This window comes from Roseburia rectibacter (assembly GCF_014287515.2).
Lineage (GTDB): Bacteria > Bacillota > Clostridia > Lachnospirales > Lachnospiraceae > Roseburia > Roseburia rectibacter.
The window spans coordinates 1,887,311-1,903,333 of the sequence record NZ_CP092473.1 but is presented as its reverse complement, the minus strand read 5'-3'; the positions used below and the strand labels follow the sequence as shown (position 1 = coordinate 1,903,333).

Annotated in this window: 19 protein-coding genes; all 19 read right to left on the bottom strand. The window is 41.3% G+C overall.

What is annotated here, in order from left to right:
• Positions 1-220: 220 nt before the first annotated feature.
• On the bottom strand, positions 221-901 hold the full coding sequence (locus H8S51_RS09040; protein WP_186898865.1) for a glycoside hydrolase family protein: 681 nt from the start codon (positions 899-901) through the stop codon (positions 221-223).
• A gap of 2 nt (positions 902-903) precedes the next feature.
• The gene (locus H8S51_RS09035; protein WP_006857518.1) at positions 904-1,365 is read right to left on the bottom strand and encodes a phage holin family protein; all 462 of its coding nucleotides are present in this window, start codon (positions 1,363-1,365) and stop codon (positions 904-906) included.
• A gap of 341 nt (positions 1,366-1,706) precedes the next feature.
• Positions 1,707-3,092: a hypothetical protein gene (locus H8S51_RS09030; RefSeq protein WP_186898866.1), complete on the bottom strand. Its 1,386-nt coding sequence runs from the start codon at positions 3,090-3,092 to the stop codon at positions 1,707-1,709.
• 17 nt (positions 3,093-3,109) lie between these two features.
• Positions 3,110-5,482 carry a hypothetical protein gene (locus H8S51_RS09025; protein WP_186898867.1) on the bottom strand — a complete coding sequence of 791 codons (2,373 nt, stop codon included), beginning with the start codon at positions 5,480-5,482 and terminating at the stop codon, positions 3,110-3,112.
• Between the two features lie 59 nt (positions 5,483-5,541).
• Positions 5,542-5,895, bottom strand: a complete 354-nt coding sequence (locus H8S51_RS09020; protein WP_186898868.1) for a hypothetical protein — start codon at positions 5,893-5,895, stop codon at positions 5,542-5,544.
• Between the two features lie 9 nt (positions 5,896-5,904).
• Positions 5,905-9,012 carry a phage tail protein gene (locus tag H8S51_RS09015; RefSeq protein WP_241070986.1) on the bottom strand — a complete coding sequence of 1,036 codons (3,108 nt, stop codon included), beginning with the start codon at positions 9,010-9,012 and terminating at the stop codon, positions 5,905-5,907.
• A 31-nt stretch (positions 9,013-9,043) separates the two neighbouring features.
• Positions 9,044-9,433: a Gp15 family bacteriophage protein gene (locus H8S51_RS09010; protein WP_241070985.1), complete on the bottom strand. Its 390-nt coding sequence runs from the start codon at positions 9,431-9,433 to the stop codon at positions 9,044-9,046.
• Positions 9,381-9,683: a hypothetical protein gene (locus H8S51_RS09005; RefSeq protein WP_186898869.1), complete on the bottom strand. Its 303-nt coding sequence runs from the start codon at positions 9,681-9,683 to the stop codon at positions 9,381-9,383. Before H8S51_RS09005 ends, H8S51_RS09010 begins: the two co-directional genes overlap by 53 nt.
• Before the next feature lie 58 nt (positions 9,684-9,741).
• Positions 9,742-10,212: a phage tail tube protein gene (locus H8S51_RS09000; protein ID WP_186898870.1), complete on the bottom strand. Its 471-nt coding sequence runs from the start codon at positions 10,210-10,212 to the stop codon at positions 9,742-9,744.
• Positions 10,213-10,214: 2 nt separating this feature from the next.
• Positions 10,215-10,622, bottom strand: coding sequence for a minor capsid protein (locus tag H8S51_RS08995; protein WP_186898871.1), 408 nt, complete (start codon positions 10,620-10,622; stop codon positions 10,215-10,217).
• Entirely contained in the window at positions 10,619-11,002 is a 384-nt protein-coding gene (locus H8S51_RS08990; protein WP_241070984.1) for a hypothetical protein, read from the bottom strand. The genes H8S51_RS08995 and H8S51_RS08990 overlap by 4 nt, the downstream gene beginning before the upstream one ends.
• A complete protein-coding gene (locus tag H8S51_RS08985; RefSeq protein WP_186898872.1) occupies positions 10,999-11,337 on the bottom strand; it encodes a hypothetical protein in 339 nt (112 codons plus the stop codon). The genes H8S51_RS08990 and H8S51_RS08985 overlap by 4 nt, the downstream gene beginning before the upstream one ends.
• 1 nt (position 11,338) lies before the next feature.
• Entirely contained in the window at positions 11,339-11,731 is a 393-nt protein-coding gene (locus H8S51_RS08980) for a head-tail connector protein (RefSeq protein WP_186898873.1), read from the bottom strand.
• The gene (locus H8S51_RS08975) at positions 11,731-11,976 is read right to left on the bottom strand and encodes a hypothetical protein (protein WP_186898874.1); all 246 of its coding nucleotides are present in this window, start codon (positions 11,974-11,976) and stop codon (positions 11,731-11,733) included. The genes H8S51_RS08980 and H8S51_RS08975 overlap by 1 nt, the downstream gene beginning before the upstream one ends.
• Before the next feature lie 4 nt (positions 11,977-11,980).
• On the bottom strand, positions 11,981-12,883 hold the full coding sequence (locus tag H8S51_RS08970; protein ID WP_186898875.1) for a capsid protein: 903 nt from the start codon (positions 12,881-12,883) through the stop codon (positions 11,981-11,983).
• Positions 12,884-12,901: 18 nt separating this feature from the next.
• Positions 12,902-13,528, bottom strand: a complete 627-nt coding sequence (locus tag H8S51_RS08965) for a hypothetical protein (protein WP_186898876.1) — start codon at positions 13,526-13,528, stop codon at positions 12,902-12,904.
• Positions 13,529-13,752: 224 nt separating this feature from the next.
• Positions 13,753-14,052, bottom strand: a complete 300-nt coding sequence (locus H8S51_RS08960; RefSeq protein ID WP_186898877.1) for a DUF4406 domain-containing protein — start codon at positions 14,050-14,052, stop codon at positions 13,753-13,755.
• A 67-nt stretch (positions 14,053-14,119) separates the two neighbouring features.
• Positions 14,120-14,287: a hypothetical protein gene (locus H8S51_RS08955; protein ID WP_241070983.1), complete on the bottom strand. Its 168-nt coding sequence runs from the start codon at positions 14,285-14,287 to the stop codon at positions 14,120-14,122.
• A 14-nt stretch (positions 14,288-14,301) separates the two neighbouring features.
• Positions 14,302-16,014 (bottom strand): phage minor capsid protein, encoded by a 1,713-nt coding sequence (locus tag H8S51_RS08950; RefSeq protein WP_186898879.1) that lies wholly within the window; start codon positions 16,012-16,014, stop codon positions 14,302-14,304.
• Positions 16,015-16,023 lie beyond the last annotated feature (9 nt).

Here is a 16,023-nt window from a genome sequence, read left to right as displayed (position 1 = left end):
TATGGTATACTGTAATTATCTTAATTAAGATAAGCAGATTAGTTTTCGTCCCAACGTTTTCTGATCTGTTTTTTATTTTGTTAATGAACATTTGTTCTGATATGACTTTACCATATTTTTTTTCAACGCTCAACAATATGTTAAATCTTTGGCGAATTTCACAAAAAAGCCAGTACAAATTTCTCCGCACTGGCTCTCTCATTCAAATAAACTACAATTTTTATAACGATTCTAACCCCGTTTTCCAAGAGTTCTTTCCAACAATTCCATCAGCCGTCAGTCCATGGTTCTTCTGCCATGTCTTTGTCATGCTTTCCGTGCCGCTGCCGAAATTGCCATCCGCCGTCGTACCGATGATGATCTGCCATACCTTAACCGCATTGCCCTTGCTGCCTTTTTTAATTGTATTCATGTTGTAATCCTCCGTTTCTTTCACTGTGGTAGTGGTTGCACCGGTGCAACTCTCTACTTTCTTATTATAGAGAGCTGCTTCGGCTTTTCTTCTCCGCTGTAATCCCGGTAATGTTTTACCAGCAGCCCTACAGTACCGCTGCATTGCAGACGGTATCTGATTCATTGTTCTGCCCGTACACAGTTTTTTCACATTGCCCTGTCCCAAGTTGAAAGCAAAGCTGACCAGTGCATCAAACTGGTTCTGGTTAAGTTTGTCCGTAAATGGGACATAAGACGGGTTGTTGATATACTTTTCAAACTTTGCCACGTCCTGTTTTAAATACTCGTCCGCCTGTGCCTGTGAGATCTTCATCCCTTTGTATACACCGGCAGTATGCCCATATCCAATCGTCCATACACCGGCAGAGCACTGATAAGCTGCCAACCGGCAGCCTTCAAACTGTTTGATAAGTGCAAGACCAGCCTGTCCGGTTTTTCTATTTGCCATAATTATTCCTCGCTTTCCTTAATCTCTGTTTTGGTGTCAAGCAATTTTTGTGTCACATCGAGTCCGGCAATCAAAAACGCCGGTACCCTTACATTCATTTCAACCAGATTTTCCAAAATGCTGCGAACCTCATTAATCAAATATGTTGCCAGCGTGAACCATCCAAAGAGCTGCACAAACGAAAGATTAATACCGATGATCTCCCCCATATGTACAAAACTCATCGAAACAAAAAATGCCATACCAATTACAATCCAGTACCACACTTTTTTTAATATTCCTTTTGCACCGATCGCACTGGACTCGTTCTTTTTGTAGAACTTCGCCTTGCAGTATCCGGTAATGTAATCAACCGCATTTAATACCAGAAATCCAAAAAACAGGAACCAGTACTTCCCGAACAGTGCCACCCCTATTGTGGCAATTACTCCATAAATCATGTTTACTTTGTCAAATTCTTTCATTATTCTTTTCCTCTCTTTCTGCCCGTAGGCTTGTTATTTAAAAGAGCCGGCTACACAACACATGGTCATGTAATCGGCTCTTAGACTTTTGATTTTATTATATTTCTGCAGTTATTTTCTTTTGTGCCAAGTTGTCCTCATTTTTTTTGTAAAACAGCGGTTTAACGAAAAAAGTCCAAATTCAAAATAGTTCTAATCAAATGATATTGTTTCATGGTGCTGTTAACCAAACAATGCTTCAAATATTTGTAGATTCAAGTAACAACCTCATAGCATCTTATAGAAGTGCAAACATGGGTGACGATAAATGGCATAATATCAAAATTGGCACATTTTCATAGTTATTTTAAACGGGTTATTGAAATATAAGATTCACTTACGTTTAAGGTAGCACCACTATTCTGATTTGCATACAGTCCAATTTTGTCTCCACTATGTAAGCTAAGTGCATTTATAGTCTGACATTGCAGACACGTTTGTACTGGCGATGGTAGAGCAATCGTATTTGCGTTTCCACGAGTTGCGAGCATATTTGTTTTTTTGTCAGTTACTTTTATTGATACATCACGATAACCAACACTGGCGGCAACAAATGTACATTGAGAACGGATAAGATATAGCCCATCATCCTTAACCTCTAATTGATTGACTAATGTCTGCGTGTTATTTGGAACGGCTACCTGGGTTCCGTAAATACTTGATGTCTGAGCCTGCATTACATTATTTATATGGTTCGTTAAACCGCTGTTTAACGCCATAAGCTGTTGCGCTATAGTTTTTAGCGAACCACTTATTCCTTCCAAATAATTGACTGTTTGCCAACCACTACTTTCCTCTACTATGAGCTGATCGTCTTCTGTACCAACGACTGCTAATTCCTGTGAAAGTGGAATACTTACTTTTTTCATCATTTCATCAATAGCTTCTATTGCATACGCTCCAATGTCCACAGGCGTAAGATTAACATTTCCACGTCGGTAAGATGTTTCTTTCGCTCCTTTGATTCCAGTTACAGGTGTCCCCGCCAGCACATCCCACTTGCCATCTGACGTCTTATAGATGTTTGCGCCGGCCGGAACTGTATTCCCGGCTCCCTCTTTAAAATCATCCGTGGTTGTAAATTCGTCTGAAATATTGAACATCCACCCTGTGCTAACATCTGCAAGTGCCGGAAGATCTGCAAATGCAACTGTTCCGTGTGGCTGCAATCCACCTTTAAGTCCTTCTGATATGTCTTTTGCCTGCTGATAGTAATACTTGGCATTGTCAGAATCCTCGCCCTCTCTGCTTCCTGTACCACCAACAGCATAACTCTGTGCCTTGGTTGCACTTTCTGCTGTCTGTTGCTGGCTTGCCTCTGCTTTCTCTGCTGAAGATTCTGCTTTTTTTACATATTCCAGCATCTTTGGCAAATATGTATTAACTGTATCATCTCTAATCTGTACAACCGTATTCCTGTTCTCGCTGGTCTGTTCCGCCAATTTTTCAATTTCGCCAAGAATTGTTTGAAACTCTTCTTTATATTCATTCTTAATTTCAGCCGTGGCTTCCCTGATCTGTTCTTTAAAATCCTCATATGTTCCCATACGTTTAACAACTCCAGCTCGGAAACACATCCATACAATCTGATTCTGTGTGTCGCCATCAATCGCTACTGCCCATTCCCCGGGCAACATCTTTGATGGATCAAAATCAGCTTTATTTCCTCTTCGCATCTGTATTGCCATTTTTATCACTCCCCCCCTTATATAAGGAAATAATCAAAGCGAAATGTAACATCTACTGCCGTATCTGTTTCGTATTTACTTCCACAATTTCTTATTTGCATTAAACCTTTAGTATTAAAAGTGAACATAAAAATTCGACCCCCCGGTCCGTTAGTCGTTGTCTTTACTCTATAATGTTTTGGAAGCAACTCATCAGGTACAGGGTTTTTTACGTCTTCAACCATCGGAATTTCCATATATTTATTTGTATCCAAAGAACTTACATGAGCTGTTCCATATAAAACAACAAACACTCCTGATCTAACAAAACTCCCCTCTATACCAGCTCCTCCAGAACCTATAAAATAGAAATCCGTCTTACTAGTAGTCAGGTTTTGTATTACACCTTTATTAATTGTAATATTCTCGAACACCGTATGTTGTGGAAATCTTGCAGCATATGCCGTTTCTCCCATTTCCATTACAACATCGCCTTTTTTTCCTTTTATATTCTTTTGAATCTGTATGTTTTCTGCAACCTGTATATCATTTGTGGATACATTATCGCTATTAATTTCTTTTGAATTTACTTGTTTAGCGTCCACATAATACGAAGATACTTTTTCCGAATCAATGAATGAGCCTGATCCGTCATCATACCCAACGTTTATACGCGGTGTCCCTTCGATAAGCCTAATACTTATACAGCGTCCACTTTCCGTTTCTAGTCGAATACTTCCGTTTTCGATAGAAACTGTATATTTAATTTCGAGTTCTGTTCCTTCATCTGTATCTTTCGTTTTCCACACACCACTGCTGTGAAACGATCCATTCAGATCAATTCCATCTTTATTTAATATTCCAATGATTTTTCCATCTTTGTCATAAATTCTTATAGAACCGTCTGCATTGTGATCTTTGCCACCTACGATCAGGTTTCCTGTATTGATCCAGTCAGCATTCACACCGATTGCATTTAGAATCGTCACAACCGCATTCCCCTGGGAATCCATGCCGGCATTCCAGGTTTTTCCACCATCTGTACTTACCGCAAAAGCATCTGCTGTCATTTTCCATATAGTCGAACTGTTAGAAATTTCCGGTTTATTGTGCATATAAAAAATAATGGCCCCATCTTCTTGCACTTCCTCGGTTTTATAAAGTCCAAATGACTGTGTCATAAGATCTGTGAGTCTCTTGACTGCAATATCATAATTGGACAAGTTTCTTTTAGTATTTCGATCTGCAGCATCAAGCAACCTTGTTGTCGCGCTGTACTTTGTGTAATTGTTTTCCGTTGGTGTTTCCGCCGTACATTCAATTTTCTGCATTGAACCAACCGAAAACGTGGTATTTGAAATCACACTGAAAAATGTTCTCTGCTTTCTGTCTGTCACACAGGCACAGTCTCCTGCCTCAATGCATGGATCTGACTGGCATGAAATGCTCAATGGTCGAAACCTCTTTCCTGCCATCTTTTTGCCAATATAACTTGCAACAATCTGAACATCTCCCGTCTGAATCAACGGATTTTTCTCGATGGACAATACATAACCATCACCTCCATACATATAGCTTTCTTCTTCGGAATCATCTGTTTTTTCAGATGTTACTTTTATGCCGGTTACAATAATGTCATCCGTGTTAATACTCTGACTTCCCAGTGAATAAAAATGATGATATTCATAAGTATCCCGGAAACTTCCACTGTCATAAAAATCACCCTCACTGTAATCTTTAAAATTACCGCCATCTAGTTTATCCCCAGTAGCATAATCTGCCAGATTTCCACCATCATATCCATTTTGCATCTTTTCCAATGTTTCAAAGTCGTACCATCCAAACGAAAGCTTATCCAGATGATCTATCTTTGCATAACAACACATGATCTGTGCACAATATCCGATCATATCCCGAAATGTCAGATCTTTATCATCCGGACGTTTTTTGATGATATGTCCGCCCCACGGAATTGTTTTTTCATCCACAGCCATCTGACAGTGCACGCATGCATCATTAATGATTTGTGTGATAGTTGCCGGATATTGTAATGTACTTTCTGAATATGGGCGGTCAAAAAAAAGCATACTGTCGTATGCCTCCAGATCAATAGTGCTTTCATTCAGTTTTGCGTTCACACATCGATACTTACCTTTTGGTATAATCTCCACAGTCCCGTCTTCTAACAGCAATCCAACTCGCGCTAAAATATCCAATCCTTCAAAATCAAAGTCACTAAATTTTTCTTCCATGTTGTTGAGTGTTGCCGTATATTTTTTAATAACTGCTGCCCCAATAGAAAATGTGCTCTGTTCACTTACAGCTTCATTGATTTCATACTTCATAAAATCGATCGTTCCGATATCAGGCCTGCTGCCATTTTTAAATATATATTGATCATGTATCGACATGATCCTGCTACCCCTTATCGCTTTTTTATATGCCATGCTTGATGCAATCATACTTTTACCTACCTTTGAACAATATCCACAGAGACGCTTTTATAATAAAAAACTCCATCTCCGACATAACCTCCAACATCCTTGCTGATCGTCCCTCGATAACTTTCTATCGTAACATTGGTTCCATAATCCTGAAATGTGATTGGAAAGAACCCGGCAACAAGGCAGCTCTTTATCAGAGCCGCCTGCTGTGCGGTAAGCCACGACCAATCTATTTTCAGATTTTTCTTTTCTGCAACAATATCCCCCATCATGGTTCCGTCTAATGTTCTTCCTGTATCCGATGACCAGATGATTTCATCACTGACTGACATTTTAACAGGACCCGGAAGATCTGTGTTTCCGCACTTTAATAAAAACATGTCTGCCTCCTATACAATCTCTGCCGTATTGAATCTGCGGTCTATTCCCGTCTGGATCATTTTTTCCGCTTTGGCAAGCTGTTCTCCATTGATGTTAAATCCCATTGAATATAAAGCAGAAACAATTCTCATAACTGCATTATTGATTATCTTCTCTAATTCATCCCGTGTGATTCCACCGGCAACAGATGCGTTTTTAACCGCCTGCATTGCCATTTCTTCTAACTTATCCTCTGGTGCAACGACCTCTCCCTGATGCCTGTTATCTCCGATCATAGCAAGCTGTGGCGTATTTGGCTTCACATAACCGCCTTGCGCCAGTCTTGGCAGGCTTACATTAGACATCTCGCCAATGTGAAAACCGAACGTTTTTCCTCCCAGTCCATCCGGTAACCAGTCTGGTGTCGTAAATGACAGATTATTCAACGCTCTGATAACTGCATTTATACCGGAAACAACACCATTTGCCATTTTCTCGATACCACCAAGGATACTGTTGATAATCCCTTTGATCGTTGACCAAATTCCCTGGAAAATATTTGTAACTGTAGTTTTCATGGCGTTCCACGACTGGCTCCATACTGCTTTTATTGCAGAGAGTACAGCACTAATGGTATTTTTTATCACATTTATTCTGGTAGAGATTAAGGATTTTATAGACCCCCATATTCCGCTGACTTTTTGCTTTATTGCGTTCCATGACTGATTCCATATCGCTTTTATCGCCGAAAGCACTGCATTAATGGTACTTTTTATAAGCATAATACGTGCCGAAATCAATGCCTTCACAGAATCCCATATATCACTGACTTTTTGCTTTATTGCATCCCACGTTGTTGACCAGAACGCCTTGATTGCAGTCACTACAATGGTTATCTTCTGTTTTGCAGCTTCTATCTTTTCTGATATTACTTTTTTAATACTTTCCCATATTTCTTTTGCTTTCGCACTGATTTCATCCCAGTGTTTATAAAGCATAACACCGGCAGCAATCAGTAAGCCAATCGCAATGATAACTAAACCGATCGGACTGGTTAAAAAAGTAAATGCCGCACCTAATGCCGTTGTAACTGCTGTCGCAATAGCACACACTGCATTCCACGCCACCGTAGCTGCGGTCTGTGCAATCTGTGCTGCAGTATCAGCGATCTTTCGTGCTGTATTAATAGCAAACTGAGCTGCCTGTTTTATCAGTTCAGCAGTTCCTTTTGCCAGATTCACCACGAAGTCTTTTGCATACATTGCTGTTAACGCAATCGTCTCAGCTTTATCAGCAATTTTCGCTGCTGTCGTTCCGATCAGAGCATCTTTTATCAGTCTTAGTGCGCCTATAACCCCTCCAGATTGTTCTATAAATGCTAAAAGCTCAGTTACCTTCCATGCCAGAAAGAAAGCACCCACAACTTCCGTGATGGTTCGAATTGTATCTGGATTCTCACTGCACCAATCACTAAATTTTTTCAAAACATCATTAATTGCATCCCATGCATTTAAAAATGTATCTGCCGCCCATTTTGCCAAAGGTTCCAACACTTTATCCCAGAACCACTGAAAGAGTGGCTTTAAGGCGTCGATAACACTATTTAGTATTGTTATTGCAGAACTTAAAGTATCCAAAAATCTTGGAACCACTTCATTCATGGTCCATGTTCCGAGTGGTACTAATACATTCTGCCAAAACCACAGCAACCCCTCACCCACATTGATAGCAAACGGAGTAAGCGCATCCCACAACTTTTTTAATGAATCATTGATTTTATTAAAATCGATCTTCATTAACCCGTCATTCAAAGTATTGATAAACTCAGGTAATCCTTTCCCCAATACCCATTTCCCAACTGGGAGAAGAAAGTGTTCATAAAAATCCTTTAATGCATTCCATGTAAATGTTCCAAGCCTTGCTAATCCGTTGTCCCAAAGATTTTTCAGTGCTGTTGTCGTTGGTTCTATCGCCTTTTTGATTTTCTCAAAATAGCCTGCCATTTTTTCAGCAAATGCACTGGTTGCACTATCCATCTCTGATAATGCGCCTGTTCCAAGATCAGCTCCGGAAATTCCACCGCCTGTTGCCCCGCCTGAACCAGAACTGTTGCCAGAATCTGTGTCAGAATCCGAATTACTGTCTAATTTATTTACCGTATCGAATCCCATCAGCGAACGCATTTCCTTTGCAGCTTTCTTTGCGGCTTTTCCTGCCCCTGTTGTAGAATCTGCAAGGTTGCTTGCCGCGCCTGCAGCACTGTTTAAACTGTCAGTTGCCTGTTTTCCTGTTCCGGTTACCTGTGCACCTGCCGATTTTTTCCCCATAACCAGCTCTGTAAATGCTTTAAACGCATTCGCCAGAGTCATGAGTTTACCAATTACCACATTAATGACTTTAATGACTGGTGTAAAAATATTAATGAGTCCCTGACCAACCGTAGCCATAAAGGACTGCATCTGAAGCTTCATGATACGGACCTGGTTCGCCCACGAATCAGATGTCCTGGCAAAATCCCCGGTTGCTGCTGTCAACTGGTCCTGTACAAATGCATACCGCAGAGATACCTTTTCAAGCTCTGACATTTTAGCAGTCGTCTTGCCATAACCGTTTGCCAGTGCGTAAGCATCCAATGCGTTCTGCGTCATTACGACACCCAGATCTTTTAGCGTCTCTGTCTCACCAGAAAATACTGATTTTAACTTCGTGTATGCTTCATCCTGCGATATGTTATAGAAAGATGCCACATCCCCGGCAAGACCGGTCAGTGTGGTACTCATGTCATAGGCCGCCTGCTCCGTAAACCCGAAAGCCTTCGCCATTGCACCAAAAGTACCTGTGTATTGCTTTGCCATGGTCTCTGATAAACCGAACGATGTCATTGCGCTTTTTGCAAATTTATCCACCTGCGCTGTCATAGATGGAAACGTTACATCAACAACGTTCTGCACCTCTGCCAGATCAGATCCCAGTTCCAAACATTCTTTCCCGAAGTCAATCAGCTTCTTTACAGAAAAAGCAGCGGCAAGGGCAACACCTGCCTTTTTCGCAAGGCTGTTAATTCCTGCCATCTGCCTTTTAAAACTGCCTTCATTTACAACAAGATCAAGTCCGATCTCTCCTACACTTTCGCCCATATTTCTCACCTGCCTTTCTGTTTTATCTTCTCTATTGCTCCACGCCTCCCGCCATCTTGATGAATGCCTGTTTCATCTGCTCTAAAAAGGTGTCTCTGTCATTCACAGGTACCATCCTGGCACGCTTGTTTCTCCACTCACTTCGGATTCGTTTCTGCTCTTTCGAAAAGTGCTTTAATACCTCTTTGTCGTCCTCTGCGCGTATTGATACAATGCGCCCCAGCGGTGTTTCCGGCTGCATACCGGACAGGAGCATGCAGAATTCATTCCACTTCATATCTTTCAATTCTCTTGAAAGACGAATCCCGTATTGTGTCTGGAATGATGCCACAACTAAATCAAAGTCCTCTAACAGGTCATAATACGGGTCACTGCTCCCCCTCGGCTTCATCCTCGCCGATGATAAGTTCCATAGCTGCATGCACCACTGTTGTTAAATCTTTAAATGACAGCTTCATTTTTTCCAACTCTTTTCTTGATCTGTCAGAAAAAATTAATTCGTACATAGACAAAATAGATTTGGGTGATGCATCGCCTTTGTCTCCAAATTCTCCCATGATCTTCAATACGGTTTCTGCATCCGCATTAACCTCTATCTCTTTACCTTTGATTGCAATCTTCGGATTTGTATCAAAATCCAGTTTCTCTGTAATATCAATCACTTTTGCCATTCTATTTTCCTCCTAAAAGAAAGAGCCATGCACCTTAGTGCACAGCCCTGTGGTTATTCTATTTGCTTATTGGTACCGATGATGCCATGGATGTCGGAAGTGTGATTGTAGGCTTTCCATTACTCATAACATCAAATTCCAGTGGTGCAACTGCTGTAGAATCGCCCGCACCGATATTTGTTACATTGATAACTGCCTGCTCAAATGCAACAACCGTTCCATCCGGGAAGTTCCATGCAAAGTAACCTTCTGTGTCGCGTCCGTTCAAAAACGCTTTTCCTGCAATGTAATCATTGCCGGTATCTCCGACATTTCTTTTTGCCGTTACTGAAATCGTAATGCCTTTCGATGTCTGCAAACGTCTTATCCATCCCTCTGTATCAAACGGATTCCATTCTTCTACACCATTGTCAAAAGAAACATCAAAGGTTTCCGCATCTGCAATTCCTGTTGCAGTCTCTTTTGTGGCACCCACGCTGAACTGGTTTTTATAACATGGGTAGACTCCTGTACTTTTCTGATTTCCCATATTTACTTCTTCCTTTCATAATAAAAAAGACATTCGATCACATATTCATAAATACCATCTTCATCCGTATCTACCGGAATCGGCTCGCCGTAAGTGATATTTATAAATTTGATCGTCTGTCCGTTAATCGTTACGTTTTCACAATTCTGCAATGCTTCCTGCAAGACATTTGCCGCCTCTTCACTCTCTGATGGGATCTTATTCCAATGCACCAGAAAAGAAATGGCTTTTGTGCCATAGGATGCTTTTTCCATACCACCCAACGGTATTTTATTCGGTGGTCTGTTCTTTAATGGATAAGTGCCGATTGACTTTTCTTTCTTATCCGGCATCTTACCGCAATAGCAATGATCATCGTCAGTAATCCCCAGTCCTGCAATATAATCCCTGATATCATTCAATGTGATCATAACCCTGCGTTCCTCCTGTACATTTCTTTAAATGTATCCGGAGCAAATTTTTCATATTTGCCACCAGGCATCCAGTCCTCAAACCATTTACCTTTTGCATTCGGGTTTTCATCTGTTCTAAAATGATATTCCGGATGGAAATACACACGCCTTGCATAAGGTGTACTGTGAACCAGTGATACTTTTCCATTTATCGCCTCAGACCTGTCAAGAAACGTGGATTCATTCTGTAATGCTCCCGTACGAAACGGAATTACCTGCGCCTGTTCAACCTCTGTATGCAATTTGTCCGCCGTCTGCACCAAAGAAGTCACTGCTGCCTGCGTAAGCTGTTTGATACGGCTGCTGTTTATCTTTACCTGTGATGCTACTCTCATCATATCAACTCCAATCCTGTGTAATTTACCGTGCCATCCGGGTTCCTTGCTTTTGTTCCCTGCACAATCCTGCGCTCCACACCAAATATTGTAACCATACCGCCGCTGATTACCGGCAGATCCGGTGCAATATCCCCAGGAAACAATGCCGTTCCGGTTACCTCTATCAGCTTTTTTTCGGCAGTCAGAATCGTCTTAGCCTTATCCTGATAATTACATTTCCCATCATAAACAACAGGTGTGAGAGGGCGTCCGTATACGTCTAATCCTTCCGGTTCTATTTCCACATGTATTTCTGTTTTGCAGAATCTTTTATCTATCAGACATGGATATTTCATCTTACCACCGTCCTCTTAAGACCAACTGGCACAAGCCTGTCTGTGACAGCTTATCATAAGTATCTGCCCTTACTGCCACACCGGAGATTGTCCGCAGGTTCCAGGAACTTCCAAATCCCATTGTCACACCATTGATCGAATAATTCTGCAGTACGCTCTGGATCATATCCGCATTTTCATACTCAAAATCTGCCATCTCGCAGCACACTTCCTGTATGATATCCTGCTGAAACCCGGAAAGCATTTCGATTCCCCGGCCTATAATACGGTTATAGGTCAGGGAATCGATATGGCGGCTAGCTGTGCACAGACATTTTTCAATGTCTTCTTCCGGAATCGTGTCACCGCCATACACATCCCTGTAATACGCCGCATCCGCGTAAGGCTGATACATTACGCATCCTCTTCTTTCGTCTTTTTGGCAGATGCAGTACTTTTTGTCTTTTCAGCAGATGTGCCGTTCTTTAAGGCTTCCAGCTCCTGTACTACTTTCTGGTATTCCTCATAAGATACCGTCTTTCCTTTACCATGTGTGATCACATTGCCGTCATCATCTTTGATGTCGTACCCTTCTGCCGCATAGTGGTTTTTCATGCTCTCATCAATGGTGTAAACTTTATTATCTTTTTCTGCTGTCATACTCTTAACCCTCCGCTTCTGCATTGATCGCGATACCACAGGATTTTCTTTCGATCAGGAAAGTATCTGTATAGTATCTGTTCTGGTATACATACTTGTCTGCTGTACGGGAATCACTGCCCGGTGTAAACAGCTTCATATATGCATATTTGTCACGGGAAATGACACAGGACGGATGTATAAGCATCATATTGATCTGTTTTGCTGCTGCCGCCGGTACGTATCCATCTGTAAAATCATATTTTGTTTTGAATCTTGCAGATGGTACGGTCTTAATTACAACATCATCTAAACCATGTACCCGGCGGTCAATAACACCTGCTGCCCCCGCATTGATGGTTCTGGTAATGCCATCCGCATTCTTTAACAGTCTGTTGATTGCAGATGTAACATACAGGATTCTTCCTTCCTGTGGGACAGATTTATCATCCATGACCGCCATCTGCTCATCAAACCAGTCGAGGATATTTGCGGCTGTAAGGACTGTATTGTCAATAACCGCTCCAGCAGTCTTATACGTTTTTGCTTCTGCATATAACTTTGAGAAGCGGTAGCTGTCTTTTTCCGGGATTGCCTGCTCTTCCTCAAAAACATTCTGGATATTTGCCATCTCAACAACAAGATTTGTCTCATCAATATCCATCGGATCAATCGGGATCTCAATATCTCTGTCGTGGGTCAGTTTTTTTGGCTCCCAGTCATTTGCCACGGTTCCGGTGTTAAAACCCATGCTTCCACGGTTATGATCCTTGTAGCCGGAAACGGTTAATCTTGGAATCTTGATGGTCTGCGCATTTAAGAACTTAATCCCCTGATTTGATAATGTCAGATCGTTTGACACCATCTCCCTGCTGTACTTCTGTGCTAACTGCTGTGCAAATAATTCTGCATAATCATATACTGACATACTTTTCTACCTCTTTTCTTATTTTTTGTTGCCAAAAATTGACGCAAGCTGATCGCTCTGTGCGGTCTGCTGTTCTCCACCACTACCGCCGATCTGAAATCCTCTCTGTGACTCCTGTGCCGGTTTTAACTGTGGTACATCTTCCAGTACCTTGTTAATGGCATTCTTTAAGTTCTCGGTGTTTAATTTGCCATCCTGTCCGGTAACATTTGACAGATCAGCCATCTTAAGGACATACGGGATCGTCTTTGCGTTCAAGCCAAGTTCCACAGCTTCTAATACTGCTGCCTTTTCCACCTCTGCCCTCTGTGCAAGTGTCTGCGCCTGTGTCAGCTGTGTCTGCATTGCGCTGACATCCGGTGTACTCTTTGCCTTCTGTTCCTTAAACTGCTGCATTGCCTGTGCTGCTTCATCCTGGGACAATCCCTGCTGCTTAAAATAATTTTTCAGCACGGTATCTTCTGTGACGCTCTGTTTTCCATTCACGATAGAAGCCAGCTTTTCATAATCGAATGTAAACGGCTGTGTCTGCTGTCCTGTCTGATGATCTGCACCTGTGCCTGTTCTGGCTCCGGTGTCTGTGCCTGCATCCCCCGCACCTTCCGCAAAGAACTGCAAGTTAAACGGTAATGTGTTCTGTTTCATAGTGTCTCCTTTCAGTTGTTCGGGTGTCTCCCTGTCCAGTTTTATGTGTGTCTCACTCTGTTGTGTGCTCCGGTGTCTCCGCGTAGTTTTTTTATCGAACACTCTGTTCGGTATGCCTTCGGGCATAAAAATAACAGCCTTGTGGCTGTCTGATTTCTTTCTTTGCTCCGGTTGCACCGGTGCAACTTAAATATAGAAAGCGGCTCCATGGCTGTTCATTGTTTTTAATCTTCGATTCGCTTAATACCATATTCTACCGCACATTGATGTTCTATCTTGCATCCTCTAGCCATATCCCAGCCTTTAACAAAATAAACAACATCTGCCTGTGATAGAAGTTCTATTGATTTTCCTAAGAACCATAGCGGTTTTGCTTCTGCTGGAGCTCCTTCGAAAAACGATTCTATAACCTCTAGTTTCTCACCGAGTAACATCTCTGCATATTCTATAGCTTTCTTCCTCGTTTCTTTGATTTCCTTATCTGTTTTTCCTTTCATTGGCTGACTGATAAATAATTTTTTCATTAGTTTCATCCTCTCTTTCTTAAAATTTGGTATAAAAATACCACCATATCATTTCTGACTGGTGGTACTACTCATAGATGTCTGGTAATTCTGTATTGTTTTCTATTGCGGTCTTTATATCATTTACATAATCACTGTATTCTCCCTGACCGTAATCAATCTCCTGATATCCATCAGGTTCTACCCCAAACATTTTATAATATTGATCATATAAATTTTCTAATTCTTTCGTCATGCTGCCATGCCACATTATTTTATCATCCCTTTCAAAGTACTCATTACTTCTTCATATGTATTAGGGCATACAAATTTTAACATATCTAGGACCTCTTCATTTTGATCATATAAAATTCTACCAAATTGCGCCCATGTCTCTGACTCTACTGCTTTATCCCTTTTCCAATATTCCTTACTATGAATATATCCTAAGTTAATTTTTCCATCAGACATTCCATTTAAAATATCAGATATTCCTCTATACTCCGGTCTTAATTTTATACCGTTTCTTCCATTGGTAAAAGCCTCTTCATATTTTGAATATAACATATTTTTTATATCAGTTCCATAGCCAGATGAAAAATATTGCAGACGTTGATAATCTTTTTGAATGTTTTCTTTCAACATCCCACTTTCCGTAATTCGATATGTGTTATCTATTTCATGAAACAATTCATGTGCAACAGTTCCTTTTTCCACAGATTTTGCGAGATAAACAATTTTTTTATTACGATCAAAATATGATTTTTTATTTTCAGAAGTTTTTATTTTTACTCGCTGTCCCGACTGAAAAAGCAGTGTCCGTACATTAAAATCTGATATATCATCTAAACTGTTATTAAATTCTCTTATTTGTCTTTCTGCGCCACCTGAAATGATATATTTTAATTCATTCGCTGCATTTTTCCAAAACCTTTCTTTCTTTTGGTACTTCTTTTGATTCTCCTCATCCAACGAATACTCAGCCAGTCTCCCAAACCTGTCCGCCTGCCGTTTTGCATACTGCTGTTTCTGCTCTGCTCGATAGCTGTCTGCAATCTCTTTCACTTCCTGCCTGGTAAACTTACTATCCGGCGGTGTGCTGATTCCCTCAAAGTATGTTGTATGGCTGTCCTTGCACCGTGGATGATAAAGTCCCGCTGCGATTGCCGATGACATCAATGGATAAGGACCATCGGAAGATTTTCCACCGCTCCACACATCATCAATCAGTATCTTTCCAACAAAAGGAAGACATTTCGGGCATGGGTTTCCACGCTTATTCATGATAACCGTTGAGATTCCCCATTCCTTTCGCATTTCCCCCTCGCCCTGTAAGTATGCACGCTTACTGGCAGTCCTGATTGCCATGGATGCATAATCAGCTATCGTGTGGCGTGCTCCGTTTGCATATTCAATGCAGTTGATGCCACGGCTTAAGAAATCCTTTGTTGCCATATCTACTGCTTTCTCATAGGTTCCTGCCCCTGTATTGGCGTATACCTGTGCATTGAATATAATCTTGCGGTACTGGTCATTTGCCATACGGAGTACTGCTGTTTCTGCCTTTTTCAGATCATTCTGTGTCGCTTTGATTAAAGCATCCAGTTTCCTGTCATTCAGCTTAAAGAACTCTGCTGTGGTTGCTGTGGATCCGGTTCTCTGTTTCGGCGGCTTGAATCCTTTTTTGATTGCCCTTAAGATCTTTATTTCCTGCTCCATGCCGCCCTGTTCTTTTGCAGCATACAGCAGTGATTCTATCTGACCGTTGATCTCATGGAACTGGTTCTGAAATCTTTTCGCATTTGCTTTCTTATACTGCTCTAAAGATTTTAACTGCAATGCCTGCCACATTTCCCATTCTTTCTTTTCATCCACTTCCTCGATACGGTGTCTTTTCATATTCCGGATCATGGACGCCATCAGTTCATTTTCAACTGCTGCAAATGCGGCACCAATATCATATTCATCGTTGATCTTTGCCATATAATCACC

What these genes read in the sequence shown, in the direction of transcription:
- H8S51_RS08965 (WP_186898876.1), bottom strand. Translation starts at nt 13,528, where the DNA reads ATGAAACAGAACACATTACCGTTTAACTTGCAGTTCTTTGCGGAAGGT.
- H8S51_RS09035 (WP_006857518.1), bottom strand. Translation starts at nt 1,365, where the DNA reads ATGAAAGAATTTGACAAAGTAAACATGATTTATGGAGTAATTGCCACA.
- H8S51_RS08995 (WP_186898871.1), bottom strand. Translation starts at nt 10,622, where the DNA reads ATGATCACATTGAATGATATCAGGGATTATATTGCAGGACTGGGGATT.
- H8S51_RS09010 (WP_241070985.1), bottom strand. Translation starts at nt 9,433, where the DNA reads ATGCAGCTATGGAACTTATCATCGGCGAGGATGAAGCCGAGGGGGAGC.
- H8S51_RS08960 (WP_186898877.1), bottom strand. Translation starts at nt 14,052, where the DNA reads ATGAAAAAATTATTTATCAGTCAGCCAATGAAAGGAAAAACAGATAAG.
- H8S51_RS08990 (WP_241070984.1), bottom strand. Translation starts at nt 11,002, where the DNA reads ATGATGAGAGTAGCATCACAGGTAAAGATAAACAGCAGCCGTATCAAA.
- H8S51_RS09000 (WP_186898870.1), bottom strand. Translation starts at nt 10,212, where the DNA reads ATGGGAAATCAGAAAAGTACAGGAGTCTACCCATGTTATAAAAACCAG.
- H8S51_RS09015 (WP_241070986.1), bottom strand. Translation starts at nt 9,012, where the DNA reads ATGGGCGAAAGTGTAGGAGAGATCGGACTTGATCTTGTTGTAAATGAA.
- H8S51_RS08970 (WP_186898875.1), bottom strand. Translation starts at nt 12,883, where the DNA reads ATGTCAGTATATGATTATGCAGAATTATTTGCACAGCAGTTAGCACAG.
- H8S51_RS08975 (WP_186898874.1), bottom strand. Translation starts at nt 11,976, where the DNA reads ATGACAGCAGAAAAAGATAATAAAGTTTACACCATTGATGAGAGCATG.
- H8S51_RS08955 (WP_241070983.1), bottom strand. Translation starts at nt 14,287, where the DNA reads ATGACGAAAGAATTAGAAAATTTATATGATCAATATTATAAAATGTTT.
- H8S51_RS09020 (WP_186898868.1), bottom strand. Translation starts at nt 5,895, where the DNA reads ATGTTTTTATTAAAGTGCGGAAACACAGATCTTCCGGGTCCTGTTAAA.
- H8S51_RS09025 (WP_186898867.1), bottom strand. Translation starts at nt 5,482, where the DNA reads ATGTCGATACATGATCAATATATATTTAAAAATGGCAGCAGGCCTGAT.
- H8S51_RS08950 (WP_186898879.1), bottom strand. Translation starts at nt 16,014, where the DNA reads ATGGCAAAGATCAACGATGAATATGATATTGGTGCCGCATTTGCAGCA.
- H8S51_RS08980 (WP_186898873.1), bottom strand. Translation starts at nt 11,731, where the DNA reads ATGTATCAGCCTTACGCGGATGCGGCGTATTACAGGGATGTGTATGGC.
- H8S51_RS08985 (WP_186898872.1), bottom strand. Translation starts at nt 11,337, where the DNA reads ATGAAATATCCATGTCTGATAGATAAAAGATTCTGCAAAACAGAAATA.
- H8S51_RS09030 (WP_186898866.1), bottom strand. Translation starts at nt 3,092, where the DNA reads ATGGCAATACAGATGCGAAGAGGAAATAAAGCTGATTTTGATCCATCA.
- H8S51_RS09005 (WP_186898869.1), bottom strand. Translation starts at nt 9,683, where the DNA reads ATGGCAAAAGTGATTGATATTACAGAGAAACTGGATTTTGATACAAAT.
- H8S51_RS09040 (WP_186898865.1), bottom strand. Translation starts at nt 901, where the DNA reads ATGGCAAATAGAAAAACCGGACAGGCTGGTCTTGCACTTATCAAACAG.